The organism is Burkholderia sp. AW49-1 (genome assembly GCF_053427845.1).
In genome coordinates this window covers 242613-268404 of the sequence record NZ_JBSAXF010000001.1, presented here as the reverse complement: position 1 = coordinate 268404, position 25792 = coordinate 242613, and the positions used below count along the sequence as shown (strand labels likewise).

General features: G+C 68.5%; 22 protein-coding genes. 11 read left to right on the top strand and 11 right to left on the bottom strand.

Features of this window, described 5'->3' with window-relative positions; genetic code table 11:
* Window positions 1-98: 98 nt before the first annotated feature.
* A complete protein-coding gene (locus ACV22W_RS01130) occupies window positions 99-1031 on the bottom strand; it encodes an AEC family transporter (protein ID WP_448017353.1) in 933 nt (310 codons plus the stop codon).
* Window positions 1032-1195: 164 nt separating this feature from the next.
* A complete protein-coding gene (locus ACV22W_RS01125) occupies window positions 1196-2080 on the bottom strand; it encodes a LysR family transcriptional regulator (RefSeq protein WP_448017352.1) in 885 nt (294 codons plus the stop codon).
* 383 nt (window positions 2081-2463) lie between these two features.
* On the opposite strand from ACV22W_RS01125, the gene ACV22W_RS01120 reads away from it, so the two are divergent.
* Window positions 2464-2841 carry a nuclear transport factor 2 family protein gene (locus ACV22W_RS01120; protein WP_059525329.1) on the top strand — a complete coding sequence of 126 codons (378 nt, stop codon included), beginning with the start codon at window positions 2464-2466 and terminating at the stop codon, window positions 2839-2841.
* Window positions 2842-2862: 21 nt separating this feature from the next.
* On the opposite strand, the gene ACV22W_RS01115 is transcribed toward ACV22W_RS01120, so the two are convergent.
* Window positions 2863-3801, bottom strand: a complete 939-nt coding sequence (locus ACV22W_RS01115; protein ID WP_448017351.1) for a helix-turn-helix domain-containing protein — start codon at window positions 3799-3801, stop codon at window positions 2863-2865.
* An 87-nt stretch (window positions 3802-3888) separates the two neighbouring features.
* Between ACV22W_RS01115 and ACV22W_RS01110 the strand changes: the two genes are divergently transcribed.
* On the top strand, window positions 3889-5325 hold the full coding sequence (locus ACV22W_RS01110; protein WP_448017350.1) for a cytochrome P450: 1437 nt from the start codon (window positions 3889-3891) through the stop codon (window positions 5323-5325).
* A gap of 16 nt (window positions 5326-5341) precedes the next feature.
* Here ACV22W_RS01110 and ACV22W_RS01105 read toward each other — a convergent pair whose 3' ends face one another.
* Window positions 5342-6142: a helix-turn-helix transcriptional regulator gene (locus ACV22W_RS01105; protein ID WP_448017349.1), complete on the bottom strand. Its 801-nt coding sequence runs from the start codon at window positions 6140-6142 to the stop codon at window positions 5342-5344.
* 132 nt (window positions 6143-6274) lie between these two features.
* Between ACV22W_RS01105 and ACV22W_RS01100 the strand changes: the two genes are divergently transcribed.
* Both ACV22W_RS01100 and ACV22W_RS01095 read left to right on the top strand, forming a co-directional pair.
* Window positions 6275-7681: an APC family permease gene (locus tag ACV22W_RS01100; RefSeq protein ID WP_448017348.1), complete on the top strand. Its 1407-nt coding sequence runs from the start codon at window positions 6275-6277 to the stop codon at window positions 7679-7681.
* 43 nt (window positions 7682-7724) lie between these two features.
* Entirely contained in the window at window positions 7725-8834 is a 1110-nt protein-coding gene (locus tag ACV22W_RS01095) for a DmpA family aminopeptidase (RefSeq protein WP_448017347.1), read from the top strand.
* 138 nt (window positions 8835-8972) lie between these two features.
* Here the strand turns inward: ACV22W_RS01095 and ACV22W_RS01090 are convergent, their stop codons facing one another.
* Together ACV22W_RS01090 and ACV22W_RS01085 are read right to left on the bottom strand one after the other, a co-directional pair.
* Window positions 8973-9185, bottom strand: a complete 213-nt coding sequence (locus ACV22W_RS01090; RefSeq protein WP_448017346.1) for a hypothetical protein — start codon at window positions 9183-9185, stop codon at window positions 8973-8975.
* A gap of 157 nt (window positions 9186-9342) precedes the next feature.
* The gene (locus ACV22W_RS01085) at window positions 9343-11526 is read right to left on the bottom strand and encodes an FUSC family protein (protein WP_448017345.1); all 2184 of its coding nucleotides are present in this window, start codon (window positions 11524-11526) and stop codon (window positions 9343-9345) included.
* A 192-nt stretch (window positions 11527-11718) separates the two neighbouring features.
* On the opposite strand from ACV22W_RS01085, the gene ACV22W_RS01080 reads away from it, so the two are divergent.
* Window positions 11719-12666, top strand: a complete 948-nt coding sequence (locus ACV22W_RS01080) for a LysR family transcriptional regulator (protein WP_448017344.1) — start codon at window positions 11719-11721, stop codon at window positions 12664-12666.
* Window positions 12667-12810: 144 nt separating this feature from the next.
* Here the strand turns inward: ACV22W_RS01080 and ACV22W_RS01075 are convergent, their stop codons facing one another.
* Together ACV22W_RS01075 and ACV22W_RS01070 are read right to left on the bottom strand one after the other, a co-directional pair.
* Window positions 12811-13113 (bottom strand): DUF4148 domain-containing protein, encoded by a 303-nt coding sequence (locus tag ACV22W_RS01075; RefSeq protein ID WP_448017343.1) that lies wholly within the window; start codon window positions 13111-13113, stop codon window positions 12811-12813.
* Between the two features lie 222 nt (window positions 13114-13335).
* Window positions 13336-14478 carry a porin gene (locus tag ACV22W_RS01070; protein WP_448017342.1) on the bottom strand — a complete coding sequence of 381 codons (1143 nt, stop codon included), beginning with the start codon at window positions 14476-14478 and terminating at the stop codon, window positions 13336-13338.
* A 309-nt stretch (window positions 14479-14787) separates the two neighbouring features.
* On the opposite strand from ACV22W_RS01070, the gene ACV22W_RS01065 reads away from it, so the two are divergent.
* The 4 genes from ACV22W_RS01065 (at window position 14788) to ACV22W_RS01050 (ending at window position 19045) form a co-directional block, all read left to right on the top strand.
* On the top strand, window positions 14788-15252 hold the full coding sequence (locus tag ACV22W_RS01065; protein WP_223959037.1) for a VOC family protein: 465 nt from the start codon (window positions 14788-14790) through the stop codon (window positions 15250-15252).
* 73 nt (window positions 15253-15325) lie between these two features.
* Window positions 15326-16567 (top strand): cytosine deaminase, encoded by a 1242-nt coding sequence (gene codA / locus ACV22W_RS01060; RefSeq protein ID WP_448017341.1) that lies wholly within the window; start codon window positions 15326-15328, stop codon window positions 16565-16567.
* A 178-nt stretch (window positions 16568-16745) separates the two neighbouring features.
* On the top strand, window positions 16746-18080 hold the full coding sequence (locus ACV22W_RS01055; protein WP_448017340.1) for a chloride channel protein: 1335 nt from the start codon (window positions 16746-16748) through the stop codon (window positions 18078-18080).
* 233 nt (window positions 18081-18313) lie between these two features.
* Window positions 18314-19045, top strand: a complete 732-nt coding sequence (locus ACV22W_RS01050; RefSeq protein ID WP_448017339.1) for a class I SAM-dependent methyltransferase — start codon at window positions 18314-18316, stop codon at window positions 19043-19045.
* A 24-nt stretch (window positions 19046-19069) separates the two neighbouring features.
* Here the strand turns inward: ACV22W_RS01050 and ACV22W_RS01045 are convergent, their stop codons facing one another.
* Both ACV22W_RS01045 and ACV22W_RS01040 read right to left on the bottom strand, forming a co-directional pair.
* Window positions 19070-20488, bottom strand: coding sequence for a cytochrome-c peroxidase (locus tag ACV22W_RS01045; RefSeq protein ID WP_448017338.1), 1419 nt, complete (start codon window positions 20486-20488; stop codon window positions 19070-19072).
* Window positions 20489-20589: 101 nt separating this feature from the next.
* Window positions 20590-22263, bottom strand: a complete 1674-nt coding sequence (locus tag ACV22W_RS01040; protein ID WP_448017337.1) for a phospholipase C — start codon at window positions 22261-22263, stop codon at window positions 20590-20592.
* 348 nt (window positions 22264-22611) lie between these two features.
* On the opposite strand from ACV22W_RS01040, the gene ACV22W_RS01035 reads away from it, so the two are divergent.
* A complete protein-coding gene (locus tag ACV22W_RS01035; RefSeq protein WP_448017336.1) occupies window positions 22612-23523 on the top strand; it encodes an EamA family transporter in 912 nt (303 codons plus the stop codon).
* Between the two features lie 51 nt (window positions 23524-23574).
* Here ACV22W_RS01035 and ACV22W_RS01030 read toward each other — a convergent pair whose 3' ends face one another.
* On the bottom strand, window positions 23575-24048 hold the full coding sequence (locus tag ACV22W_RS01030) for an Lrp/AsnC family transcriptional regulator (RefSeq protein ID WP_006479071.1): 474 nt from the start codon (window positions 24046-24048) through the stop codon (window positions 23575-23577).
* 319 nt (window positions 24049-24367) lie between these two features.
* On the opposite strand from ACV22W_RS01030, the gene ACV22W_RS01025 reads away from it, so the two are divergent.
* The gene (locus tag ACV22W_RS01025; RefSeq protein WP_059525363.1) at window positions 24368-25753 is read left to right on the top strand and encodes an amino acid permease; all 1386 of its coding nucleotides are present in this window, start codon (window positions 24368-24370) and stop codon (window positions 25751-25753) included.
* Window positions 25754-25792 lie beyond the last annotated feature (39 nt).

The following is a 25792-nucleotide window of genomic DNA, read 5'->3' as shown; positions in this document are numbered from 1 at the left end:
CGGCGGGATTCGGCATCCGTCCCCGAACCTTCGCGGGTCGAACGCGCCCCGGCTGCGCGCTTTCACGACGGATAGCGACGCGCCGCGGTGCCGGGCTGTCAGCGAAACACCGGCGCCGACGCGAGCGCAGTCAGCACGGCCGGCATCGCGAGCGCGGCGGCGATCGTCTGGAACGCGGTGATGCCGGCCATCAGCGGCGCGTCGCCGCCGAGCTGGCGGGCCATGATGTACGACGAGGACGATGTCGGCAGCGCCTGGAACAGCAGCGCGATGGTCAGCGCGGCATCGCCGAGCCCCAACAGGCGTCCCGCCGCGAGCGTGGCGAGCGGCATCGCCATGAACTTGAACGCCGACGCGATGCACATCGGCTGCATCCATTCGCGCGCCGCGTCGAACTTCAGCGCCGCGCCCACGCACAGCAGGCCGAGCGGCATCGAGGCGGCGCCGAGCGCGCGCACGGCCGGTTCGACGGCGGCGGGAAACGCGATGCCGGCGGCCTGCATCGCGATCCCCAGCGCGCACCCGACGACCAGCGGATTCGACAGGATCTGCCGCACGAGCGCCCACGCGCCGAGCCGCGTGTCGCCGTAGCGCGCGAACACCAGCACGCACATCAGGTTCACGGTCGGCACGATCGCCGCGACGCACACGGCCGCGAGCGCGATTCCGTGCGCGCCGAAGAGTCCGGCGGCGAGTGCGGTGCCGACATAGTTGTTGAAGCGTACCGCGCCCTGGAACACCGACGTGAACCCGGCGCCGTCGACCGAAACGAAGCGGCGGACCAGCAGCAGAAGCGCCGCGACGAGCACGGTCGAACCGACCAGCGCCGCCGCGAGCGGCAAGACGGGCAGTGCCTGCAGCCGCGCATTCGCGAGGCCGTTCGCGAACAGCGCGGGCAGCAGCACGTAGTAGCAGAGCCGCTCGGCGTGCGGCCAGAACGCATCGCCGATGAAGCCCGTGCGCCGGAGGCCGTGGCCGAGCGCGACCAGCAGCGCGACCGGCGCGAGCGCGAGCAGGATCGGGCCGATCATCGACGCGCCTTCAGGCGACACGGGCCGGACGGCAGGCGCGAGGAGCGGCGGAACGAAGCGGGAATCCATCCGGCGGGCAACATGGCGGCACGCAATCGAAAGAGTGACGATGCCCCCAAGTTAACACGCGGATGCAGCAGGAATAATGGTTAATTATCGGGCGTTCAATGAGAAATTCTCATCGATGACGTGGTGACTTCGGCGGCCAGCGCACGCGCGAAACGCTCGGCCGGCCGTGACTGATGTTCGAGCAGCACGACCTCGCGGCCCATCTGCGGCTGGCCGAACGGCAAGCGCGTGACGGGCGGCAGCCGCGCGAGCGTCGAGTCGGGGAGCGCGACGATTGCGGCTCCAAGCCCGCGCGCGACCATCCGCGCGATCGTCTCCGCGCTGTCGAGCACCATCTCCTCGCGTACGCGCACGCCGATGCGGCGCAACTCGGCGGCGATCATCCGGCCGGCCCACGCCTGCGCGTCGAAGCGGATGAACGGCAACGCCTCGAGCAGCGTGCCCGCGTCACGCTCGGCATGCTGCGGCGGCGCGAGCAGCCAGAAGCGGTCTTCGTACAGCGTGGTCCACGTCAGCTCCGCCGGATGCGGGCGCACCGGGCGCGTCGTAATCGCGGCGTCGAGTTCGCCGGCCGCGACGCGGTTCGCCAGTTCGGCCGACATGCCGGCCGAGACGTGCACGCGCAACGACGGGTGTGTGGCGCGCAGCGCGAGCAGCGCGTCGGGCAGCGGGCCGGACAGCGCGGTCTGGATCGCGCCGATCCGCAGGCGGCCGACGAGCTTCTTCTCGTCGCTGAGCGCATCGGGAATCCGGTCGACCATCGCGAGCACCTGCTCGGCCTGCGCGACGAGGATGTTGCCGGCTTCGGTGAGTACCGGCTGGCGGCGCGAACGGTCGAACAGCCGGACGTTGTATTCGCTTTCGAGCGTCTTGATCTGCAGGCTCACGGCCGATTGCGTGAGCCCGATCGCTTCGCCGGCGCGCGCGAAGGTCCGGTATCGGGCGATCGCGACCAGCGTTCGGAATGCGCGTAGTGACATGGACTCGTGAGGTGGGCGGCCGGGGCCGGCACGCGGATTGCTCGGTGATGCCGGGCGCGGCGCATGAGCGCCAGGCCGATCGCGGCGCCGACGACCGCCGAAGTCGATGGCCCGGCCGGCACGCTGGCGGACATCATGCCCGTGCGTGCGGAAACGGGCAACCGCCGCATCGGCGCTCGCGGCGGAAAGCGTGGCGCGGCGCGCGCGGGCGGTTGCGGCGATCGCCCGGTGCGGGTTTTCGTGAATGGCATCGAGCCGGGCGTGCGCGCAACGCTGCCTGCGGGGGGCGGTCGTGATCGTACGTGTCGCCCGCAAGCGTTTGATCGATGCCTCGGGGCGACGCGGGCTGTCGCGTCGGCCCGACCTTCGCGGAGGTAACGACGATGACGGACGACCCCGGTGACGTTGCGCGTGCCAGCTATCGCGCGTATGTCGACAAGGACCGCGACGCGATCGAAGCGCTGATCGCACCGGACTTCCATTTCACGAGCCCGCTCGACAACCGGCTCGACCGCGACGCGTATCTGGCGCGCTGCTGGCCGAACAGCGCGATGCTCGCCGGTTTCGAGTTCGTCGACGTCGCCGTGCACGGCGAATACGTGTTCGTGGTGTACGAGGCCGACACGACTGCCGGCAGGCGGTTCCGGAATGCGGAGCGGCTGCGTGTCCGCGATGGCAGGATCGTCGAGGCCGAGGTGTACTTCGGCTGGTATGTGCCGCATCAGGCGCCGGAGGGCGGGTTCATCGAATCGGGCGGCTGACGCGTGACGGGCAGCGGGCCGTCACACCCAGAGCCGGTACAGCCAGAACGATTCGTCCTCGGCGAAGCGTCGTACGAACTCGGTCGGCGAGAAGCCCGTGATGCGCCGCGTCGCGCGGCTCAGGTGTGCCTGGTCGGCGAATCCCTCGTCCAGCGCGAGCGTGGCCCAGTCGACCGGCTGCCCGGCGTCCTGCCGGTCGCGCGCGGCGAAGAACACGCCTTCGGTGCGCACCAGCGTTTGCCAGTCGCGCAACGAGCGGCCGCTGTACGACTTGATGCGCCGTTCGACCTGACGCGGGCTGTGGGTGTGCCGCCATTCGCGTGCTTTCGACGCGAGACGCCCGACCCAGCTGCGCCCGGCATCGCGCAGCGACGACAACGGCGACACGCTGCCGCGCAGCGCATGCCAGCGCGGCGCGAGGTGGCGGTCGAGCGCGGCCAGCGCGTCGTCGTCATGTTCGGCATCGGCGAGCGCGTCGAGCAGCGGCCGCCAGCTGTCGTCGAGACATGCATGCGCGTCGACGAACGTGTCGTGGATCACCGGCAACGCGACGCCGAACAGCGCGCGTGCCGCATCGGCATGCAGGCAGACGATGCCGCCTTGTCCGCTCGTCGGCGCCCAGCTCGCGACCGGCGTCGACTGGGTGCCCGACAACGTAGCCGATGCGCCGAACGGCCGCCATACTGAGCCGTCGCCGGTGCGCCGGACGAGCCCGACGTCGAGGCCGCGATACCACGACAGGCAGACGAGCGGCGACGCAGGGAAATGCGTGAGCCGCTGCGCGTCGCTCAACGTGAAGCCGCGCGTGTCGCGCGTGATGATCGCGACGACCGCGCCTTGCAGCGCAGCCGGCGGCTGATACAGCCGGGTGGGCGGCGACCGGCCGTCGCACAGCACGCGCGGCGCACGCGCGAGCGGATCGGGACACGGCGGCAATGTCGGAGACGGACCGAAGGGCATGACGCCGGAGTATAGGGACCGGCGCCGAACGTGTCGATGTCGTTTGCGTTCAAGACCGGCAACGCGTCGATCCGGACAATCCGGCGCATGAACACACGATCCTCTTCCCGATGCCCGTTTCATGCGGACGCCGCCGATGCGGCGCCCGCGCTTCACCCGCCCGGCGTATGGCCGCCGGGGCCGCGTGCCGGCCTGACGGGGTGGCGGCTGCTGCGTGCGATGTCGCGCGACCTGACCGGCGCGCTCGCGGGCTGGCAGCGCGCGCATGGCGACGTCGTGCACCTGCGCATGTGGCCCGAACATGCGGTGGTCGTGACCGATCCGGCGCTCGTGCGCGCGTTGCTGGTCACGCATCACGATGCGTTCGTGCGCTGGGAGCGCGGCATCCGCGTGTTCTCGCAGGTTCACGGGCACAGCGTGCTGATTGCCGAGGGCGACGCATGGCGCGACAAACGGCACGCGCTGCAGCCGAGCTTCATGCCGAAACCGGTGCAGGCATTCATACCGTCGATCGCCGCGACGACCGGTCATGCGCTCGCGCAATGGCCCGCGCACGACGCGCACTGGCCGATCGAAAGTGCGCTGACGTCGCTCGCGATGGACGTGATCATGCGCACGATGTTCTCGGATGCGATCGGCGCGGACGCGCGCGTGGCCGAGGTAGCCGTGCGCACGGTCAGCGCGGCCGCGAACGCCGAGTTCTACCAGCCGGCCAGCGCGCCGGACTGGATGCCGTGGAAGCGCGGCAAGGCGAGGGCGCTGGCGGTGCTGAACGGATTGATCGACCGCCAACTGCATGCGCGTCTGGACATGCCGGAGCACGGCTGGCCGGACGATCTGCTGTCGCGCCTGTTGCGGCTGCACCGCGCCGACGTGTGCGCCTGGCCGCTGCAAGCCGTGCACGACGAGTGCATGACGGCCTTCCTGGCCGGTCACGAGACGGCCGCGGCCACGCTGACCTGGTGGGCGTGGAACATGGCCGCGAATCCGGCCGCGCAGGCCGCCGCGCGCGACGAAGTCGTGCGCGTGCTGGGCGGCCGTGCGCCGACCGCCGACACGCGCGCCGCATTGCGCTATCTGACGCAGACGCTCGAGGAAACGATGCGCCTGTATCCGGCGGCACCGATCCTGATCAGCCGTCGCGCATCGCGGCCGGTCGCGCTGGGCGCATGGCAGTTTCCGGCGCGAACGCTGTTCATGCTGCCGATTCAGCTGATGCATCACGACGCGCGGTGGTTTCCGGAACCGCACGCATTCCGGCCCGAGCGCTTCGCCGACGACGCACCGGCGATTCCGCGCGGCGCGTACCTGCCGTTCGGCACGGGGCCGCGCGTATGCCTCGGGCAGCATCTGGCGATGACGGAAATGACGGTGGTGGCGGCCATGATCCTGCAGCGTCATGAATTGTCCGTGCCGCGCGGCATGACGGCGCCGCGCGCGACGCTGAACGTGACGCTGCGGCCCGAGCGCGCGCTGCACCTGGCGATCGCACCGACACGGCGGGCGGCGGTCGGACCGTCGTGACGCGGCGGCGTCGCGCTCAGCCCGCCGCATCCTCCCCCAACGCCTGAATGAACCGCGAAAACAGCTCCGGCTGCGACGAAATCCCGAGCTTCGCGTAAAGATGGCGCCGATGCACCTTCACCGTCTCGGGTGAAATCGCCAGCCGCTCCGCGATCGCCTTCGACGAATTGCCGCGCAGCACCATTCTTGCGATCGACATCTCGCGATCGGTCAGCACGCCCGCGCCGAAGCGCGCGAGCGCCTGCTCGACGCGCGCGCCTAGATCGTCGTCGGGCGTCGCGCGCGCGGCATCGCCCACCAGCCGCCAGTGCTGCCGGATCGTCGCGAGCACCCACGGCATCGCGGTCGTCAGCTTGCCGAGCGGCTCGACGTCGAAGCGCGCCGACCCGCCGAGCGACAACGACAGCAGCAAGTCGGGGTTCGGCCGCAGCAGGATCTGGATTTCGTCGTCGCCGACCGCATCGCGGAAGTAGCTCAGGAAATACTCGCTCTGCCGGAACAGGTCGGGCGCGACTTCCTCGAGCCGGTAGCAGCCGTCGGCGAGCCCGTCGTGCGCCGCTTGCAGGAACGGGTCGAGCAGATATAACCCATTGAGGTAAAGCGGCACCGGCGACGCGCTGTCGGAGCCGCCCGTGTCGTATTCGTCGAGCACGAGCGGCACGCCGTCGCGGCCGATCGCGGTCGCGAGCGCGTTGTCGAACGGCACCATTTCGTTGAGCAGCAGCACCAGGAAGCGCCAGAAGCGCGGCTGGCCCAGATGATCGATCGCGCGGCCAAGCGCCTGGTGCATCGCGATTTCGGAGAAGAGTCGATCCATACCACCACCGAAGGGTGTAACACGAAGGGGGAATAGCGGTCCTGAATTTGGCTTCCTAGACTGCCACGCAATCAATCGGGCCCGAGTATGGGTGTTCAAAAAAGTGCAGGGTAGGAGCAACAGGAGAACGAAATGGCGATGATGTCGGAATCGACGGGCACGCTGCAAGCGACGCCTGCCACGGAAGACGCGCCGCGCGCGCTGTCGCAGACGCTCAGCGTGCGCGACGCGGTGATGATCACCGTGTCGGGCGTGACGCCCGCAAGCTCGATCTTCGTGATCGCGCCGTTCGCGATCCAGCAGGCCGGCAGCGGCGCGGTGCTGTCGTTCCTGCTCGGCGGCGTGCTCGCGCTCGCGTTCGCGCTCTGCTACGCGGAGCTCAGTGCCGCGCATCGCAGCGCGGGCGGCGAATACGTGATGGCCAAGCGCGTGTTCGGCACGCTGCCCGGGTACCTGACGTTCATCACGGTGCTGTCCGTCAGCGTGTTCATCCCGGCCGTGCTCGCGAGCGGCGCCGCGCCGTACCTGAACAACGCGCTCGGCACGCACTTCGGCAACCAGTCGGTCGCGCTCACGATCGTCCTGCTCAGTTACGTGCTCGGGATGCTGAACATCAAGACGAATGCGTGGATCACGGGCGCGTTCCTCGTCATCGAGATCGGCGTGCTGATGCTGATCGCGGGGCTCGGCTTCGGCTCCCCGCATCGCGGCGCCGACGCGCTGACCGCGCCGGTCGTCGCGAGCGGCAATGCGCTGGTGCCGGCCACGCTCGCGGCGATCGTGCCCGCGATCGGCACGGCGATCTTCTGCTACAACGGCTTCGGCTCCGCCGCGTACCTCGCGGAAGACCTGCGCGGCGGCAACCGCAACGTCGCGAAGGCGGTGATCTATTCGCTGCTGGTGATCCTCGTCGTCGAGCTGATTCCGCTCACCGCGATCGTGCTCGGCGCGCCGTCGCTGACGGAGCTGACGAAGAGCGCCGACCCGATCGGCTATGTCGTGCGTTCGCTGAGCAACCCGGCGGTGTCGCGCGTGGTCAGCGGCGGGATCTTCCTGTCGGTGTTCAACGCGATCATCGCGATCGTGATCACGATGGGGCGCCTGCTGTACAGCAGCGGCCGACATGCGCTCTGGTCGCGCACCTGCAACCGCGCGTTCTCGACGATCCATCCGCGCTTCGAGTCGCCGTGGCTCGCGACGTTCGCGCTGGCGGTGCCGTCGTCGGGGCTGGTGTTCGTGTCGAGCCTCGACGAGCTGACCGCGTTTACGGTCGACTTGCTGCTGCTGATCTACCTCGTCGTCGGGCTGGCCGCGCTGGCGAGCCGGCTCGTGCGGCGCGACGTCGAGCATCACTACCGGATGCCGCTGTGGCCCGTGACGCCGCTCGTCGCGGTCGCGGGCGCCGCGTACACGCTCTACACGACACTGGCGACGGCGACCAAGCCGACCGACCTGATCATCATCGGCGGGCTGCTGGTGGCCGCGCTCGTCATGTATGCGGTCTGGGCGCGCCACAGCGATGCGTTCCGCTCGCTCTGACCATATCGAACACCGAATCATCGAAAGACGGAGGAATTGCATCATGCGCACGAGGGATCTCGGCATCCGCATCGGACTCGGCACGCCGGGCCGCTTCAACGCGATCACGGACGTACCGGGCGTGCGGGTCGGACATTGCACGCTGAACGTCGAGAACGGCGATGCGTCGATCCGCACCGGCGTCACGGTCATCGAGCCGCGCGCGGGCGCCGCGCACGATTCGCCGTGCTTCGCAGGCGTCCATGTGCTGAACGGCAACGGCGACGCGACCGGGCTCGAATGGATCCGCGAAGCCGGCCTGCTGACGACCCCGATCGCCTATACGAACACGCACAGCGTCGGCGCGGTGCGCGATGCGCTGGTCGCGAACGAACGCGAAGCGGCGGCCGGCCGCGTGTACTGGTGCATGCCGGTCGTGATGGAAACCTACGACGGCCTGCTCAACGACATCTGGGGGCAGCATGTGAGCGCCGCGCACGTGCAGCACGCGCTGGCCGCCGCGCGGTCGGGGCCGGTCGCCGAAGGCGGCGTGGGCGGCGGCACCGGGATGATCTGCCACGAGTTCAAGGGCGGCATCGGCACCGCGTCGCGCGTGGTCGTGGCCGACTCGGGCGGCTGGACCGTCGGCGCGCTCGTGCAGGCGAACTACGGCGTGCGCGAGATGCTGCGCGTGGCCGGTTATCCGGTCGGCGAGGTGTTGCGGCACGTGCATTCGCCGTTTCGCGCGCCCGATGCACGAGGCGAGGCCGGGATGGGTTCGATCGTCGTCACGATCGCGACCGACGCGCCGCTGCTGCCGCATCAGTGCACGCGCCTCGCGCAGCGGGCGAGCGTCGGGTTGGCCCGCGTCGGCGGCGGCACCGAGGATTCGAGCGGCGACATCTTCCTGGCGTTCGCGACGGGCAACGACGGGCTGCCGGCCGCGAACTACGGCAGCAAGGGTGCGCCGACGACGGCCGTGAAGATGGTGAACAACGACCATATCTCCGCGCTGTTCGTCGCGGCGGCGGAAGCGGTGGAGGAAGCGATCGTGAATGCGCTGGTCGCGGGAAGCGACGTCGAATCGCGCGGCGCGCGGGTCGAAGGGCTGGGGCAGGCGCGTTTGCTGGATGCGTTGCGCGAAGTGGGGTGGCGGCCGGGGCGCGGCGCCTGAAACGGCATGCGCCGCTTCAATCGAAGCGGCGTGGCGGACAGTGTCGTTGCGGCGATCGGCCGGCGCGTCGTGCGCGCGCGCATGCGATGCGTGCGATGCGTGCGCGGCGGGCCTGGCCGTGGCGACGCGGCGTCATGCTCAGCTGCCGAAGTAGACGTTGCAGAAGCTGACGGGGCCGACGCATGCGTTCGGGTCTTCCTGCTTCGATTGCGCACGATCGACGCGGCCCGCGGCCTGGACGGCTTCGGCGCGGTTCGCCGGTTGCTGCGCGGCGTCGGCCGGCGCGGGCTGGGCATGCGCGACAGCGGCGGTGAGCGACAGGGCAACGAGGGCGAGGTGCAGCGGCTTCATTTGGGTTTCTCCTGGTCAGTGCCAGTCTCGCTGGCAGTGAGGAAACTATAGGCTCGCACTGCTTAGAGATTAATCACCGCGGGTGCAGAGCTTATTTCCAATCGGAACAAGGATGACGTTGCGCGCGCATCGATCGCCGCCGCCCCCTCGTCGACGTTCAGTGACGATGGCGATTGAACGGTGCGTCCTTGTCCAGCAGCGCGCTGCGGATGAAGTGCAGGCAGCCGACGATGCGCTGCATGCGGCGGCGTTCGTCGGGCACCGCGTACCACGCGTGCAGCGTGTGCTGGGCGGCGCGGATCGCCAGATTCACCGATTTCAGCGTGCGCGCATGGTGGCCCGTCGTCGGATCGTCGAAGAAGCGCGGCAGCTCGTGCAGCACCGCATCGATCGATGCGGTCCAGTGCAGGGTCTGCGGCGGTTTCGATTCGCAGAATCCGTGCAGCTCGTCGCGCAGGTCGATCACCGCATGGCCGACCTCGAGCGTCGACAGCATCCAGCGCAGCGCGTCGCGATGCTGCCGCGTGCGCTTGACCAGCAGCGTGCGCAACTGCGCCATCAGGTCGTGCGTGCTCGACTGGAAGCGTGCGGCGAGGCCGTCGCGCGTGCCTTCGCAAGCGAGCGTGACCTGGCGGCGCAGGTCGTGCGCGATGCGCGACGTGAGCCACGGCATGTGGGTCGGAAACACCACGGCGAACACGATCGAGCACGCAAGCATCGCGACGACGATGGCGAAACCGTTGTTGATCAGCACCTCGGGCGTATACGCGATCGCGTTGTCGGGGCCGGCGAGCAGGCAGAAGAACACCGCGAAGCCGATCCCGTAGCCGGACAGGCCCGGACGCATCGCGAGAAACGCGCCGAGGCCGAGCACCGGCGCGAGCGCTGCGCACAGCAGCGGAAAGCCGTCGATGTTCGGATAGACGTAACACAGGAACACATAGCCGACGGCCGTCGCGAACGCCGCGCCGACGCCCATCTGTGCGACGAACTTCGGCGCACGCGGCGACGTCGAGCTCAGCGCGCACGCGATCGCGGTGGCGATGACGGCGAGCGAGCCGCTCGGCCATTCGGAAGCGATCCAGAACGCGCTCATCGCACCGACGGCGACCAGCGTGCGCAGGAACGTGAAACCGACGAAGAACGAATTGGTCTTCACCGCGTAGTACGTGACCGAGCGTTCGAACGCATGATCGTCTCGGTCGAGCGACGCGTTGGTGTCGGCATAGCCGAGATACTCGCCGATGAAGCGATACATCAGCTCGATCGCGGTGTCGAAGTCGAGCAGGCCGCCGGCCGCGTGATCCTCGATCTCGCGGCGCGACGCGCGCGCGGCCTTCGGCAGCGCGCCGTGAAAGCGGCGCAGTTCGAGCAGCGCGCCGGTGGTCGACGCGATCCCGCGCTGCCGCTCGTCGCGCAACGCGGTCACCCGCTGCGCGAGCGCATCGATGTGCGGCGCGAGCGCGTCGAGCACCGCGCCGGACCGGTTCGCGCGCAAGCGTTTGACGAGCTGGTGCAGCGCATGCAGGCGCGTGCATGCATTCATGAACTCGCTGTTCAGGCGCGCGAGCCGGCGGCTGCGCGCGCGTATGTGCGGATCCTCGAACGACGCGAACGCGCGGTTGGCCTCGAAGCCGACGATCTCGTCGACGAAATCGGCGAAGCGCCGCTCGAAATCGCCGCGTGCGAGGTCGCCCGACAGCGCGCCGGCCGCGAATGCCGCGAACTTCACATGACGGGCGGTCAGCGAGCGCATCAGCGCCTTCGCGGAGCTGAGTGGAAGAATCAACGCGCTGACCGCGCCGGAGCACGCGATGCCGAGCGCGACTTCCGCGGCGCGTGTGAGCGCGGACTGGAACAGCGTCTGTGGCGTCATCACCGCGGGCAGGCCGATCAGCGCGGCCGTGTAGCCGGCGAGCACGAATCCGTACCAGCGGAAATGGCGGTTGCGGACCGCGAGCGCGATGCAGCCGCCGATCCACAGCGTGATGCCGGCCATGTACAGCTCCGGCTGCTGCGCGAACAGCCCGCCGAGTGCGAGCGCGCCGACGAGGCCGGCCGCAGTGCCGAGCACGCGGTAGAAGCTCTTCGCGAACACCATCCCCGACAGCGGTTGCATCAGCACGAACACGGTCGTCATCGCCGTGCGCGGCTGCGACATCTCGAGCCGCATCGCGATCCCCATCGCGAGCAGCGCGGCGAGCACCGTTTTGGCGAGATGCAGCCAGATCAGGCCGTCGCTCGAGGCCCAGTCGCGCGCGGCGCCGCCGAGCGGATCGAGCCAGGCTCTCCATCGTGCCGGTTCGATGGAAGATGGCTCGATCGCAGGTTGTGGCTTCATGAAGAAAGAGAGGGGCGCGTGCGGTGTCGCGGCGCGTCCGGGCGGGTCCGTTCGACTGATGAGGCGCCGATTGTAGGAGTGCGGCGCGCGGGCATTAACGCAGCTGCAGGGAAACGATAGTTGCAGGGCGCGTAACAATCTGTCGCACGCGCTGGAGGAAAATAGCGGCTCCGCTACAGGTGGCTCACACGAATGGATACCCTACAAAACATGCGGGTGTTTACGCGCGTCGTCGAGACGGGCAGTTTCACCGCGGCCGCGCAATCGCTGAATTCGACGACGGGCGCGATGTCGCGCGCGGTGTCGGAACTCGAGGCGCGTCTGCGCACCCGTCTGATGAATCGCTCGACGCGCCGCCTCGCGCTGACGTCGGCCGGCGAAAATTATCTGCGGCGCTGCCGCCAGATCCTCGCAGACGTCGATCGTGCCGAGGAAGAGGCGAGCTGCGCGCACGAGCGCCCGGCTGGCGTGCTGCGCATGCACAGCTTCGCGAGTGTCGGCCATCACTACGTGATGCCCGCGCTCACGCGTTATCACACGCAATATCCGGACGTATCGATCGAGCTGTCGCTGTCGCAGCGCATGCCCGACCTGTTCGACGGCACGAGCGACATGGCGGTCGTGACCGCGTCGTCGCTGCCCGATTCGGAGCTCGTGTCGCATCTGCTCGGCTCGACCTTCAGCATCCTGTGCGCGTCGCCGGAGTATGTGAAGCGCCACGGCGCGCCGGCGCGGCCGCAGGATCTCGGCGCGCATGCGTGCCTGACGCTTTGCACGCCGGCGTTTCCGACCCACGAATGGGTGCTCGAAGGCGCCGAGGGCGTCGAGCAGATCCATGTCGCGGGGCCGGTGCAGACCAACACGGCCGAGTCGCTCGCGCTCGCGATTCGCGACGGCATCGGGATCGGCATGCTGCCGCTGTACGCGGCGATCGATGCGTTGCAGGACGGCACGCTCGTACGGGTCCTGCCCGGTCACATCCTGCAGAAGATGAACGTGTATGCGCTGTATCCGTCGCGCCGCTTCGTCGACGCGAAGGTGCGCACCTGGGTCGAGATGCTGCGTGCGCAGGTGCCGGGGATGATTGCGCACGACGTCGAGATGCTGAACGCGATCGAGCGGGAGCCGCAGGCCGCCTGAGTGCGAATACGCGACTACGTAAAAAGATGACCGCGTGCCCGACGGCACGCGGTCCGGCTGCATCCGTCGTCACGGACCGCTTCGCGCGATCGCCGCCGCGCCCGCAGGACACATGTCATGCGGGCGCGCCGTGGCGTCATGCATTCAGAGCGCGGGCTTGACGGCCACGCCCGATTCGGTTGCGCCCGCACCGGCCGGGCCATATGCGGCATGCGCGGCCTTGCGCTCGGCGAGCCGTTTCGCCGCCAGGCGTTCCTGCGCGGCCATGATGTCGTCCGGATAGTTGCCGGCATCGCCGAGCGACGGGTTGTAGCCGACCGATTCGAGGTCGTAGAGCTCCTGCAGCACCTGCGCGCGCGTGACGGGCGACTTGGTGGACTGAGCGAACGACAAGGCCGGTGCGGCAAGCAGGACGGCAGCGGCGGCGGTAGCGACGAGCGATTTCACGATGTTCTCCTGTAGGCGGGGTGTGAGGCCGGTCCGGTGATCGATGTGTGATCCGAACCATTGATGCCAGTCTATGCAGCGCACACGGGCGCAAAAACCCCGATTCCAGGCAAGCAGATTTCCAGATGGAACAACATTGACGCACGTCGCCCGCGTGCGCGAACCCGTCCGTCGAGACAGGTTCGCTGCTGGCGGGCGACGTGCCGTCCTGCGGCGCTGAACTCAGAAGCGCGTGCGCATGCCGATCGTGCCGACGATCTGGTTCGCGGTGGTCGATGCGCCGCCCGACGTGTTGATGAACGCCTGGTAGCCGCGGCCCGACGCGTGTTGATACATCGCTTCCGCATACAGGTCGGTGCGGCGCGACAGCTTGTACACCGCCTGCAGGTCGACCTGATGCCACTTCGGATCGGTGCCGTGCTTGCTGTCCGGGTTCGACACGCTGGCGTCCGTGTACACGTATGCGGCGCCGAGGCTGACGGCCGGCGTCACCGCATAGCGCACGTTCACGTCGTAGTTGTTGAACGCGACCTGGCCCGTGGAACCGAACGAGCCCGAGTTGTCGTACTGCGAGCGCGTATAGACGAAGCCGACCGTCGCCGGACCGAACACGTAGCTGACGCCGCCGCCGTAGCTGCGCATGCGGTCCGCGCCCACCGACCAGCCGCCCTGGCTCACGCTCTTCGCTTCGGCCACGTCCGTCGCGCCCGGGCTCGCGCTCGTCGAGCCCTTCGTGCCGTTCATCTGCAGGTAAGCGCCGGCCAGCTTCAGCGGGCCGTTCGTGTAGCTCGCCGCGACGCTGTACGCACGGTTGCCGGCGAAGTTCGTCGAGTTCGAGAAGCCGTACAGCGCGCCGACCTTGAAGCCCGCGATCGTGTCGCTCGTGTACTTCACCGCGTTGTTGATGCGCACCGAGTGGTTCAGGTTGTCGTTGTCGAACGGGTGCGCGAAGCCGGTATCGCCGAAGTCGCCGGCCGTCGCGGACAGCGGCGCGACGAAGTCGACCATCGTGTCGTACTGGCGGCCGAGGGTCAGCGTGCCGTAACCGCTGCTGGTCAGGCCGACGTACGCGTGGCGGCCGAACAGCTTGCCGTCCTGGCCGAGCGCGCCGTTGTTCGCGTTGAAGCCGTTCTCGAGGACGAACAGCGCCTTCAGGCCACCGCCGAGATCTTCCGTGCCGCGCAGGCCGAAGCGGCTGCCGTTGACGGTGCCGCTGGTCATGCGCCACAGAGATGCGCCGCCCGCGTTGTTCGTGTACGCGATGCCGGCATCGATCAGGCCATACAGCGTGACCGAGCTCTGTGCATGCGCGAGCGGGGCGAACAGCGCGGTGGCGGATGCTGCGGCAATCAGGGTTTTGTTCATGTAACTGCTCCTGCGTGTGGGACGAGTGACTAAAGATCGGCGCCAGTGTAGGGGCGGGGTCGCGCGATTGCGGCCGCCGGCGCGCGAGCGCACCGTTGCGAGTTGCGCAAGAGTGCGTCACATGGCGTTCACAAATCGATGCGGAGGCCGGATGGCGTGAGTTTGCGTCGACGGCGAGACGCGAGATGCGGGCCAACGGCGTTCGTCGTGTCGCGCATTGGCAACACGGGCGTCACCGGTGCGGGAGTTGATTGCCGCGCCGCGCGCGTGGAGAATGAGCGGACCCATGCCGAGATCCGGAGACATCCGATGACCACGCCTCGCCGTCCGTCGTTCAGTTCCGCGCTGTGCTACCGCAACCCGAAAGCCGCGCTGGCATGGCTCGAACGCGCATTCGGTTTCGAGCGCTCGATCGTCGTCACCACACCGGAAGGCGACATCGCGCATGCCGAAATGAAGTTCGGCGACGGCCTCGTCATGATCGGCGGCGCATGGGCCGACTTCATCGCGTCGCCGGAAGACATCGGCGATCGCAACACGCAGCACGTCCACGTGCACCTTCCCGACGACGCGGACATCGACGCGCACTGCGAGCGCGCACGTGCGGCCGGCGCGGAGATCCTGCAGGCGCCGGCCGACCAGTTCTACGGCGATCGCATGTATCGCGCGCGCGATCCCGGCCGGCATGTGTGGACGTTCGGCAAGCACGTGCGCGACGTGACGAACGACGAGATGAGCGCGGCCACCGGCCTGACGATCGAGGATTTCAACTAAGCGCGGCACGCATCGCCGGAGCCGGTTTTCCCCACCACGCGGCGCGCGGGCGCCGCATGACGCCTGGACCCACATGAACCTCTTCAATGCACGCCTGCGCGGTCGCGACGGGCTGTTCACGATCGGCATCGACGGCGACAGGATCGCCCGGATCGACGCGCAAGCCGCGCCGGTGGCCTCTGTCGGCGCCGGCGATGGCGATGCGGGCGGCCGGCTCGCGATTGCTCCGCTCGTCGAACCGCACATCCATCTCGACGCGGTGCTCACGGCCGGCGAGCCGGCCTGGAACATGAGCGGCACGCTGTTCGAGGGAATCGAGCGCTGGTCCGAGCGCAAGGCGACCATCACGCACGCGGATACGAAGACGCGCGCGCATGCGGCGATCGGCATGCTGCGCGATCACGGCATCCAGCACGTGCGCACCCATGTCGACGTCACCGATCCGACGCTGGCCGCGCTGAAGGCGATGCTCGAAGTGAAGGACGAGGCGCGCGGGCTGATCGATCTGCAGATCGTCGCGTTTCCGCAGGAAGGCATCGAGTCGTTCGATGGCGGCCGCGCGCTGATGGAGCAGGCGATCGCGCTCGGCGCGGACGTCGTCGGCGGCATTCCGCATTTCGAGAACACGCGCGAGCAGGGCGTCAGCTCGATCCGCTTCCTGATGGAACTGGCAGAACGCACCGGCTGCCTCGTCGACGTGCACTGCGACGAGACCGACGATCCGCAGTCGCGCTTTCTGGAAGTGCTGGCAGAAGAAGCGCGCGTGCGCGGGATGGGCGCGCGCGTGACGGCGAGCCACACGACCGCGATGGGGTCGTACGACAACGCGTACTGCTCGAAGCTGTTCCGGCTGCTCAAGCGCGCGGGCCTGAACTTCGTGTCGTGCCCGACCGAGAGCATCCATTTGCAGGGGCGCTTCGACACGTTTCCGAAGCGGCGCGGCGTCACGCGCGTCGCGGAACTCGACCGCGCGGGCCTGAACGTGTGCTTCGGACAGGATTCGATCAAGGATCCGTGGTATCCGCTCGGCAACGGCAACATTCTGCGCGTGCTCGACGCCGGGCTGCACATCTGCCACATGATGGGCTACCAGGACCTGCAGCGCTGCCTCGACTTCGTGACCGATCACGGCGCGACGACGATGCATCTCGGCGACGGCTACGGGATCGCGGTCGGACGGCCGGCGAATCTGGTCGTGCTCGACGCGGACAGCGACTACGAAGCTGTGCGCCGGCAGGCGAAAGCCACGCTGTCGGTGCGCCACGGGAAGGTGATCATGCGGCGGGAGCCGGAGCGCATCACGTATCCGGAGTAATGCGATCGGGGTGGCGGCGGCGCGCACCGCCATGGGTCGCCGCCGGTCGAGCATTCTGAAAATACATGAGTTGATCAGAAAAATACGTTTGTCTCATGAGAGGCCGAAGCCTACGATTCCGTCCTGACGGCGGCGTGCATGGTGCGCGCCGTCTTGTCGATTCTCGTTCGCCCCCCTCATGCGCCTCGATCTCGCGTCCGCTCCCGCTTCTTCTTCGCCGTCGGCCAGCCCGCTCGCGCGGATGGCTGCGGTCACGGTCCTGACCGGCATCGGCGCGGGCGTCGGCGGGATGCTGCTCGCGCTGCTGCTGCACGCGATCCAGCATGTGGCCTACGGCTACAGCCTGGCGCGCGTCGTCGGGACCGAGAGCTTCCTCGCGGGCGTGACCGGCGCGGAGCCGCTGCGCCGGCTCGCGGTGCTGGTCGTCTGCGGGCTCGTCGCGGGCGGCGGCTGGTGGGCGCTTTACCGGTCCGGCCAACCGCTCGTCAGCATCCGCCGGGCCGTTCGCGCCGCCGATCCGCAGATGCCGTTCGTCAGCACGACGGTGCATGCGTTGCTCCAGATCGTCACCGTCGCGCTCGGTTCACCGCTCGGCCGCGAAGTCGCGCCGCGCGAGATCGGTGCGCTGCTGGCCGGGCGGCTCGCGCATCGCGCGGGGCTCACGCCCGCCGATTGCCGGCTGATGGTCGCGTGCGGCGCGGGCGCCGGCCTCGCGGCCGTCTACAACGTGCCGCTCGGGGGTGCCGTGTTTGTGCTCGAGGTGCTGCTCGGCACGTTCGAACTGCGCGCGCTGGTGGTGGCCGTCGTCACCTCGGCGATCGCGGCGGCCGTCGCATGGATCGGGCTCGGCAACGAACATCAGTACACGGTGCCTGCGTTCGCGCTGAGCGCGCCGCTGGTCGCGTGGTCGATCGTCTGCGGGCCGCTGTTCGGTTTTGCCGCCTACGGCTTCGTGCGGCTCACGACTCGCGCGCGGGCGGATGCGCCGAAGGGTCGCCTGCTCCCTGCGCTCGCGCTGGTCAACTTCGCGGTCATCGGCGTGCTCGCGATGTGGTTTCCGCAGCTGCTCGGCAACGGCAAGGGGCCGGCTTCACTGGGGTTCGACGGCACGCTGACGATCGGCCTCGCGGCGACGCTGCTTGTGCTGAAGGTGCTGATCGAGGCGGGCAGCCTGCGCGCGGGGGCGGAGGGCGGGCTCCTGACGCCGGGGCTCGCGAACGGCGCGCTGCTGGGCGTCGTGCTAGGCGGGGTGTGGAGTCTCGTGTGGCCAGGCGCGTCGATCGGCGGATGCGCGCTGATCGGCGCGACCGCGTCCCTTGCCGCGTCGATGCAGATGCCGATCACGGCCGTCGTGCTGCTGCTCGAGTTCACGCGTGTGAATCACGACAGCCTGGTGCCGATGCTGCTGGCCGTGGCCGGCTCGCTCGTTGCGTATCGATTCGCGCAGCAACTGGCGGAGCGGCGGATGGATGCCACCGCAACCATCGGCACGTCGGCGACGACCGCGCGGTAGCCAGCTCGCGCCGTCGCAATCCTTGCCGTTTCCCGTTTCCCGGCTTCCGCGCAAGCGCCAGGCGCCGGTCTCGGCCGCTGCCGCTGCACGAGCTGCAGCATGTCCCGCTCGCCACCGGTGTGGCAAGGTGCGGTCAGCTCGCAGCCTTTCATGAGTGATCGGCACCTCGAACGTCGCCAGCAGCACGCCGATCGTGCAGAATCGAGCCACCGATTCCCGCCGCCGGATGCCGCATGACCGATCCGAACGAACCATCCGCACGCCGCGTGTATGCGAGCTTCGCGCAACGCTACGCGGACATCGCGCCGACCAAGGCGCACAACGCGCTCTACGAGCGCCCGGCGACGATGGCGTTGCTCGGCGACGTCGACGGCCTGACGGTGCTCGACGCCGGCTGCGGGCCCGGCATCTGCAGCGAGCACCTCGCGCGCCACGGTGCGACCGTTCATGCGTTCGACATCACGCCCGAGATGGTCGCGCTCGCGAGCGCGCGCTGCGCGGGGCTCGCGGTCGACGTCGCCGAGGGTGATCTCGCGGCGCCGCTCGACTGGCTGCCCGACCACACGTTCGACGCGATCCTGTGTTCGCTCGCACTCGACTACGTGCGCGATCTCGCGCCGACGTTGCGTGAATTCAGGCGTGTCGCGCGGCCAGGCGCGCCGCTGGTGTTCTCGATGGCGCACCCGATGCGCGACTGGATGGACGAGCGCACACGCGGGGACGCCACGTACTTCGAGACGAGCCGTTTCGGCTTCCACTGGTCGGGTTTCGGCGAACCGAAGCCCTATGTCGAAGCGTGGCGCCGGCCGCTTGCCGACATCCTGAACGCGCTCGCCGACGCCGGCTGGCGGCTCGAGCGATTCGTCGAACCGACGCCGCTGCCGGCGATGAAGGCCGTGTCCGAGCGGCTCCATGCGGAGCTGTCGCTGGCTCCGGCCTTCCTCTGCATCCGCGCGCGCCGCTGACGACGCGCGGCGGACCGCCGATGCTCAGCGTGCCGGCGCGTCGGTCAGCGTGCCGAGAAACGCTTCGATATCCTTGATGTCCTGCACGGTCATCGCGGGTTTGTCGCCGGGTTTGCGGTCGAACGGCGCATCGGTCACGTCGACGTTCGCGCGGTACTTCGGCGGAATGTCGTCATATTCGTCGACCTTGCCGTCCGCGCCGCGCGAATAGAACTTTTGCGGCGAGATGCTGCGCTCGTTGTAGAACGCCATCACCTGGTCGAGCGTATGGAACACGCCGTTGTGGAAGAACACGTGGCGCGTCGCCGCGTTGCGCAGCGTCGGCGTGAGGAACATCGCGCAGTACTGCGTCTGGTCCTTGAGATCCTCGCGGAACGGCCCGCACACGCCGAGATCGTGGAACGCCGGGTTACGGTTCTGCGCGAGCGCCGTGTTGCGCGGCGCGCCGAGCGCTTCGTACTGGTAGTCGGTAAACATCGGCGGCAAGCCGTCCTTGCCGGGCTTCGACAGATGGCATCCCGCGCAATTCGCCTTGTCCGGATCGTTGAAGAGCCGCAGCCCGCGCAATTCGGCCTGAGTCAAGCGCGCACGGCCTTCGAGCCAGCGGTCGTACTTGCTGTCGTACGGATGGAACGACGGATCCTCGACCTGATAGCGCGCGATCGCGAACATCGCCTCCGACACCAGAAGCTGCGGGCTGGAGAATACGCGCGCGCCGAACAACTGCTCGAACTGCGCGCGATGCGACGACTGCGCGAGCTTGCGCGCGACGTCGTCGATGCCCGCATTCGCCATCTCGACCGGATTCAGCAGCGGCCCGAACGCCTGCTGCTGCAGCGTATCGGCGCGGCCGTCCCAGAACATCCCGCCCTGCGGCACGAGCTGCGGCGCGGCCGACGCGCCGGCCACCTTTTGCGCCTTGACGACCCCGGCCGCCGATGCCGCCTGCTGCGCGACGCTCGGCGCGGCGTCGTTTTCGCCCGCATCGGGGCCGATGCTGAAATTCGGCTGACGATACAGATACATCAGCGACGGCGGCGGGCGGTAGCCCTGCTGCGTCATCGCGAGACCGCCCGGCTGCACGTCGAGCCCGTTGGGCGGCCCGTACGCATGGTCGGGGCTGTGGCACGACGCGCACGACTGCTTGCCGGATGCCGACAGCGACGGATCGGCGAACAGCGCGCGCCCGAGCTGCGCGACGGCAGAGAGCGGCTGAGCGGCCGGGCGCTGCAACACGACCGGATGCGGATTCGCGCCCGTCCAGTCGGCGACGACGTCGCCGATCGCCGCCGGCGTGCGTGCCGGAAACGCGATCGCGAAGGCGCCGTAGCCGAGCACAGCCGCGCCGATCGCGAACGCCGCGCGGCGCACTGCGCGGGCAGGGGAACGCAGCGCGGCGGCGCCGGATGCGTCGGGAGACGGGAACGCGGGACGAGCTGTCATGCTGTGGGTCGAAAGTCGGGCGCCGCGTGAAAGCGGCGCGTCAAATGGAAACGGCCGGCGCACGACGCGCCGGCCTGCTGCTACCGGTTACGCGATGCCGGTCAGATCGACGGCGCCGCGCTCAGCACGGTGCCTTGCGTCGGATCGAGATACAGCGGCGCCGTATTCGGCTTCGACGAGAAGTCGAACAGCCCGCGCAGGTCGCCTGCCGTCGCATCGAACGAACCGCCGCCGATGCGCTGGCCGCCGAGCCAGTTGTCCTCGATGAAGCGCACGACGGAGGCCTGATCGATCAGCGTGTGGTCGACGTAGTTCTGCTTCGCGTACGGCGAGATCACGACCAGCGGGATGCGCACACCCGGACCGCAGCGGCCGTTCACCGTGCCGCCGTTCACGCCGGTGGTGCCGCCCGAGCCGCACACGCCGTTGCCGTTCAACTGGTCGACCGCGTCGGACGACGAATGCGTCGGAGCCGTGTATGCGTGGTCGTACCAGCCGTCCGAGTCGTCGTAGGTGACGATCACGGCCGTGTTCTGCCAGTCCGGCTGCTGCTGCAGGAAGTTGACGACCTTCGTGACGAACGCCTGTTCGTCGAGCGGATCCGAATAGCCCGCGTGCGCGTCCTGCGCGGCCGGCGCCTTCAGGAAGCTGACCGACGGGAAGTTGCCGGCCTTCACGGCCGCGAAGAAGTCGTCGCTGTCGTACTGGTGGTTCGCCGGTTCGGCCGTCTTGCCGTCGGCTTCGAAGCTCGAACCGATCGCCGCGACCGCGCTCGGCCGCGTGTGCTGCGGGTTGGCGGTCGACGCGTAGTACTGGAACCAGTTGTGGTGCGGGATGTAGTCGGCCGTCGCGGCGTTCACGGCGGTGGCGACGGTGCTGCGGCTACAACCGGTCGTGCCGTTGCTGTTGGTCGTCGACAGGTTGAAGCCGCCCATGAAGCCGCCCCACGTGATCTTCGCGGCGTTCAGCAGGTCGCCGATGTTCTTGCCGCTCATCATCGCCTGGTCGGTCGTGCTCGAGCACACGTCGTAGCCCGGGTCGACGTCGTTGATCATCGTGAAGCCGCCCTGGCCGTCGTTGATGTAGTACGACGTGGCCGCGAGCGTCGACGGCTGCTTCGACGTCTTGACGATCTGCATCCCGTTGGTCTGGCCCGACACGACGTTCAGCGCGCCCGGCGTCGACGGGCCGTAGACCGTCGTATATGCGTTGTCGCTCATCGCGAATCGCTGCGCGTAGTTCCACAGCGCGGTCACGGTGTTGCCGTCGAAGTAGCCCATCACCTGGCCCTTCGTGCCGAACGCGCCGGCGCCGCCGGACGAGCCCTTGCCCGTGTATTTCGGGAACAGGTCGGCGAGGCCGTTGTCCTCGGCCTGCTGCTCGGCGGTGTACGCGTGGTTCTGGTCGGCGGTCGCGGCTTGCGTGCGGTCGAGGCGGAACGGGTTCGCGGCGTCGGTGCCGTTGGCCGTGTTCGTGAAGTTCGGGTTCGCGGTGAGCAGCGTGCCCGTCAGCCCGTTGATCGTCGGCGTGCCGGGCTTCGCGGTGAACGCCGGTTCGCCGGACGGGTTCGACGCGTTCGGGTAGGTGCCGAAGTAGTGGTCGAACGACACGTTCTCGCCGTAGATCACGACGACGTGCTTGATCGGTGTGGCGGTCTGCAGCGCGTCCTGCGACGACACGGCGGGCGTCGACGAGGGATCGTCGCTGCCGCCGCAGGCGAACAGCGCAAGCGCCGCGCCGGCGCACGCGGTGACGAGCAAGGCTTGACGGAACATCTGGAAACTCCAGGTAGGTTTTCGATGGTGGAGAGCGGCTCCGTTGCCGTGTCGGTTCGGTGCGGAGCTCGCGATAGAGCACCAGCATTGAAACAGTCCGGTATGAAGATATGGGGGCGGAGCGGTTTCGCGATGGTTGCGCCTCGGTATCGATTTCATTACGGCGCGAGGCGGCGCGAAAGAAAGCGGAAAGGGACGGAGCGGATGCAACCCGGGCGACACAATCGGCGATCGGCACGGTCACGGCCGGCGAATGTCGCGCGGGGCGGGCGACGGCGCACGGCGGGCCGGTTCGGCCGGGATGCCGGGCCGCGCTCTTTTTTGACAATCGGGTGACGCATTCATACGATGGTTGGCTCGCGGCGACGATTTCGCGTTGCCGGCCGTCAGCGAGCGTTCAGCGTGCCGATCCCCGTTCTGTTTGCCGTCCTGTGCGCCGCCTTTCTGCATGCGTCGTGGAATGCGCTGGTGCGCAGCAGCGGCGACCGGCTGCGCTCGGCCACGGTGCTGCAGATCGCGATCGGGCTGTTCGCGCTGCTGTTCCTGCCGGCCGCCGCGCCGATCACGCCCGCGAGCTGGGTGTACGTCGTCGCGTCGGCGGTGATCCACGTCGTCTATACGCTGCTGCTGGTGCGCGCTTACGAGCACGGCGACCTGACCGTCGCGTATCCGGTCGCGCGCGGCACCGCGCCGCTGCTCGTCACGCTGGGCGCGGCGGCGTTCGCGGGCGAGCGCCTGAATGCGGGTGCGCAATGCGGGCTCGTGCTGATCTGCGCGGGCATCTTGGCGATCGGGCTGGAGCGAGGCCTCGGCGCCCGGCACCGGATGACGCAGGTGTTGCCGACCGCGTTCGCCACCGGCGTATCGATCGCCGCGTACAGCGTGGTCGACGGGATCGGCGTGCGGGAAAGCGGCAGCACGGTCGGCTATACGGCGTGGATGTTCGTGCTGACGGGGTTGCTGATGGCCGCGTACTACCGGCTGCGCGCGGGGCCGCTACGGCTCGCGCAGGATGTCGGCGAAACGGCGAAGGCCGCATGCGGCGGCGTCTTCGCGGCGCTTGCGTACGCGATCGTGATCTGGGCGATGGATCGCGCGCCGATGGGGCCGGTGTCGGCGCTGCGCGAAACGAGCGTGGTGTTCGCGGCGTTGATCGCCCGCGTGTATCTCGGCGAGCGGCTCACGCCGCGCCGCGCGGCGGGATGCATGGTGATCGCGGGCGGCGCGCTGCTGATCAGCACGTTCGAGGCGGTGCGCTGAGCGCGGCGGCAGCCGAGCATTGCGTCGCCCCGGCGGTCGCGCGGTGCCGTGTCAGCTTTCCACCGGCATCGCGCTCGTGCACTTGATCTCGTCGAGGCACACGCTGGAATGCACGCCGCTCACGCCGGGAATCCGCATCAGCGTTTCGAGCAGGAACGTGGACAGCCCCTTCAGGTCGTGCGCGACGACCTTCAGCACGTAGTCGATATCGCCCGTCACCGAGAAACATTCCTGGATCTGCGCGAGATCCGACACGAGTTTCTGGAACTTCGACAGGTCGCGGATATGCCCGCGCTCCATCGTCACGTGCACGAACGCGGTGACGCCGAACCCGAGCGTGTCGGGGCACAGACGCGTTTCGTAACGGCGGATCGCGCCGATTTCCTCCAGCCGCCGGTGGCGTCGCAGCGTCTGCGCGGGCGACAGGCCGACGGCCTTCGCCAGGTCGAGGTTCGACGCACGGCCGTTCTCCTGCAGCACCGACAGCAAGTGGCGATCGATGCGATCGAGAACCGGTTCAGGCATTTTTGTTTCCTCATCTGTCTCCCGGATGCAATCTTATCTCATAATGTAGGGTTTGCATGAGCGGGTTACGCAACCCGATTTCGCTGCCGCGACGCTAAACTGACGCCGGATTTTCGTGTGCGCCCGCAGCAATGCGGGCGAGGGCGATGGTCGGCGGCCGGTCTGGCGGGCCTGCCGACAGGAAGCGGGTGTTGCCGCGCGAAGATTGCAGTCCCCAACCCGGCGGCTCCACGAACGGCCGCCGGCACAGCAAAACAGCGCCCGGCACACCGAGGCGCGCCGCACCGCTTCCGGCGGAGGCGGGCAGAATGGAGAAGACATGGTTTCTGGAAACGAGAAGGACGGCCTGAAGCGGGGGCTGAAGAACCGGCACATCCAGCTGATCGCGCTGGGCGGCGCGCTCGGCACGGGGCTGTTCCTCGGCATCGCGCAGACGATCAAGATGGCGGGCCCGTCCGTGCTGCTCGGCTACGCGGTGGCCGGCGTCGTCGCGTTCTTCATCATGCGCCAGCTCGGCGAGATGGTCGTGGACGAGCCGGTCGCCGGCTCGTTCAGCTACTTCGCCGACAAGTACGTCGGCCACTTCACCGGCTTCCTGTCCGGCTGGAACTACTGGGTGCTGTACATCCTCGTCAGCATGGCCGAGCTGTCGGCCGTCGGGATCTACGTGCAGTACTGGTGGCCCGGCGTGCCGACCTGGGTGTCGGCGCTGGTGTTCTTCGTCGCGATCAACCTCCTGAACCTGGCGAGCGTGAAATCGTACGGCGAGACGGAATTCTGGTTCTCGATCATCAAGGTTGCCGCGATCGTCGGGATGATCGGCTTCGGCGGCTGGCTGCTCGCGAGCGGCCATGCGGGTCCCGAAGCGAGCATCGCGAACCTGTGGCAGCACGGCGGCTTCTTCCCGAACGGCGTGTCGGGGCTCGTGATGTCGATGGCGGCGATCATGTTCTCGTTCGGCGGGCTGGAGCTGATCGGCATCACCGCGGCCGAGGCCGACGATCCGAAGCACAGCATTCCGCGCGCGACCAACCAGGTGATCTACCGGATCCTGATTTTCTACATCGGCGCGCTGGCGGTGCTGCTGTCGCTGTATCCGTGGGAAAAGGTCGTCACCGGCGGCAGCCCGTTCGTGCTGATCTTCCACGCGCTGAGCAGCAACGTGGTCGCCAACGTGCTGAACGTGGTCGTGCTGACGGCCGCGCTGTCGGTCTACAACAGCGGCGTGTACAGCAACAGCCGGATGCTGTTCGGCCTCGCGAAGCAGGGCAACGCGCCCAAGGTGCTGTGCTCGGTGAACAAGCGCGGCATTCCGCTCGCCGCGCTCGGCGCGTCGGCGCTCGCGACCGGCGCGTGCGTGCTGGTCAACTACTTCATGCCGGGCAAGGCGTTCGAGGTGCTGATGGGCCTCGTCGTGTCGGCGCTGATCATCAACTGGGCGATGATCACGCTGATCCACCTGAAGTTCCGCCAGGCCAAGCGCATCGCCGGAGAGCAGACTTCCTTCCGCAGTCTGGGCTATCCTTTCACGAATTACCTGTGCCTGGCGTTCATGGCCGGCATTCTCGTCGTGATGTACCTGACGCCGGATCTCCGCCTGTCCGTGTACCTGATTCCCGTATGGCTCGCGGTGCTCGCGATCGGGTATCGCTTCCGGCAGAAGAATGCGGGCTACGCGATCCGCGACGGCGCGTCCGCCGGCTGACACGGGCATCACGACCATTCTTCCAAACGAGACCGACAT

Bases quoted from the DNA above. Each gene is read 5' to 3' on its own strand.
- codA (WP_448017341.1), top strand. From the start codon at position 15,326: ATGAACCTCTTCAATGCACGCCTGCGCGGTCGCGACGGGCTGTTCACG.
- ACV22W_RS01045 (WP_448017338.1), bottom strand. From the start codon at position 20,488: ATGACAGCTCGTCCCGCGTTCCCGTCTCCCGACGCATCCGGCGCCGCC.
- ACV22W_RS01090 (WP_448017346.1), bottom strand. From the start codon at position 9,185: ATGAAGCCGCTGCACCTCGCCCTCGTTGCCCTGTCGCTCACCGCCGCT.
- ACV22W_RS01095 (WP_448017347.1), top strand. From the start codon at position 7,725: ATGCGCACGAGGGATCTCGGCATCCGCATCGGACTCGGCACGCCGGGC.
- ACV22W_RS01035 (WP_448017336.1), top strand. From the start codon at position 22,612: ATGGTTGGCTCGCGGCGACGATTTCGCGTTGCCGGCCGTCAGCGAGCG.
- ACV22W_RS01115 (WP_448017351.1), bottom strand. From the start codon at position 3,801: ATGCCCTTCGGTCCGTCTCCGACATTGCCGCCGTGTCCCGATCCGCTC.
- ACV22W_RS01070 (WP_448017342.1), bottom strand. From the start codon at position 14,478: ATGAACAAAACCCTGATTGCCGCAGCATCCGCCACCGCGCTGTTCGCC.
- ACV22W_RS01130 (WP_448017353.1), bottom strand. From the start codon at position 1,031: ATGATCGGCCCGATCCTGCTCGCGCTCGCGCCGGTCGCGCTGCTGGTC.
- ACV22W_RS01085 (WP_448017345.1), bottom strand. From the start codon at position 11,526: ATGAAGCCACAACCTGCGATCGAGCCATCTTCCATCGAACCGGCACGA.
- ACV22W_RS01110 (WP_448017350.1), top strand. From the start codon at position 3,889: ATGAACACACGATCCTCTTCCCGATGCCCGTTTCATGCGGACGCCGCC.
- ACV22W_RS01030 (WP_006479071.1), bottom strand. From the start codon at position 24,048: ATGCCTGAACCGGTTCTCGATCGCATCGATCGCCACTTGCTGTCGGTG.
- ACV22W_RS01125 (WP_448017352.1), bottom strand. From the start codon at position 2,080: ATGTCACTACGCGCATTCCGAACGCTGGTCGCGATCGCCCGATACCGG.
- ACV22W_RS01080 (WP_448017344.1), top strand. From the start codon at position 11,719: ATGGATACCCTACAAAACATGCGGGTGTTTACGCGCGTCGTCGAGACG.
- ACV22W_RS01100 (WP_448017348.1), top strand. From the start codon at position 6,275: ATGGCGATGATGTCGGAATCGACGGGCACGCTGCAAGCGACGCCTGCC.
- ACV22W_RS01050 (WP_448017339.1), top strand. From the start codon at position 18,314: ATGACCGATCCGAACGAACCATCCGCACGCCGCGTGTATGCGAGCTTC.
- ACV22W_RS01105 (WP_448017349.1), bottom strand. From the start codon at position 6,142: ATGGATCGACTCTTCTCCGAAATCGCGATGCACCAGGCGCTTGGCCGC.
- ACV22W_RS01065 (WP_223959037.1), top strand. From the start codon at position 14,788: ATGACCACGCCTCGCCGTCCGTCGTTCAGTTCCGCGCTGTGCTACCGC.
- ACV22W_RS01025 (WP_059525363.1), top strand. From the start codon at position 24,368: ATGGTTTCTGGAAACGAGAAGGACGGCCTGAAGCGGGGGCTGAAGAAC.
- ACV22W_RS01120 (WP_059525329.1), top strand. From the start codon at position 2,464: ATGACGGACGACCCCGGTGACGTTGCGCGTGCCAGCTATCGCGCGTAT.
- ACV22W_RS01040 (WP_448017337.1), bottom strand. From the start codon at position 22,263: ATGTTCCGTCAAGCCTTGCTCGTCACCGCGTGCGCCGGCGCGGCGCTT.
- ACV22W_RS01055 (WP_448017340.1), top strand. From the start codon at position 16,746: ATGCGCCTCGATCTCGCGTCCGCTCCCGCTTCTTCTTCGCCGTCGGCC.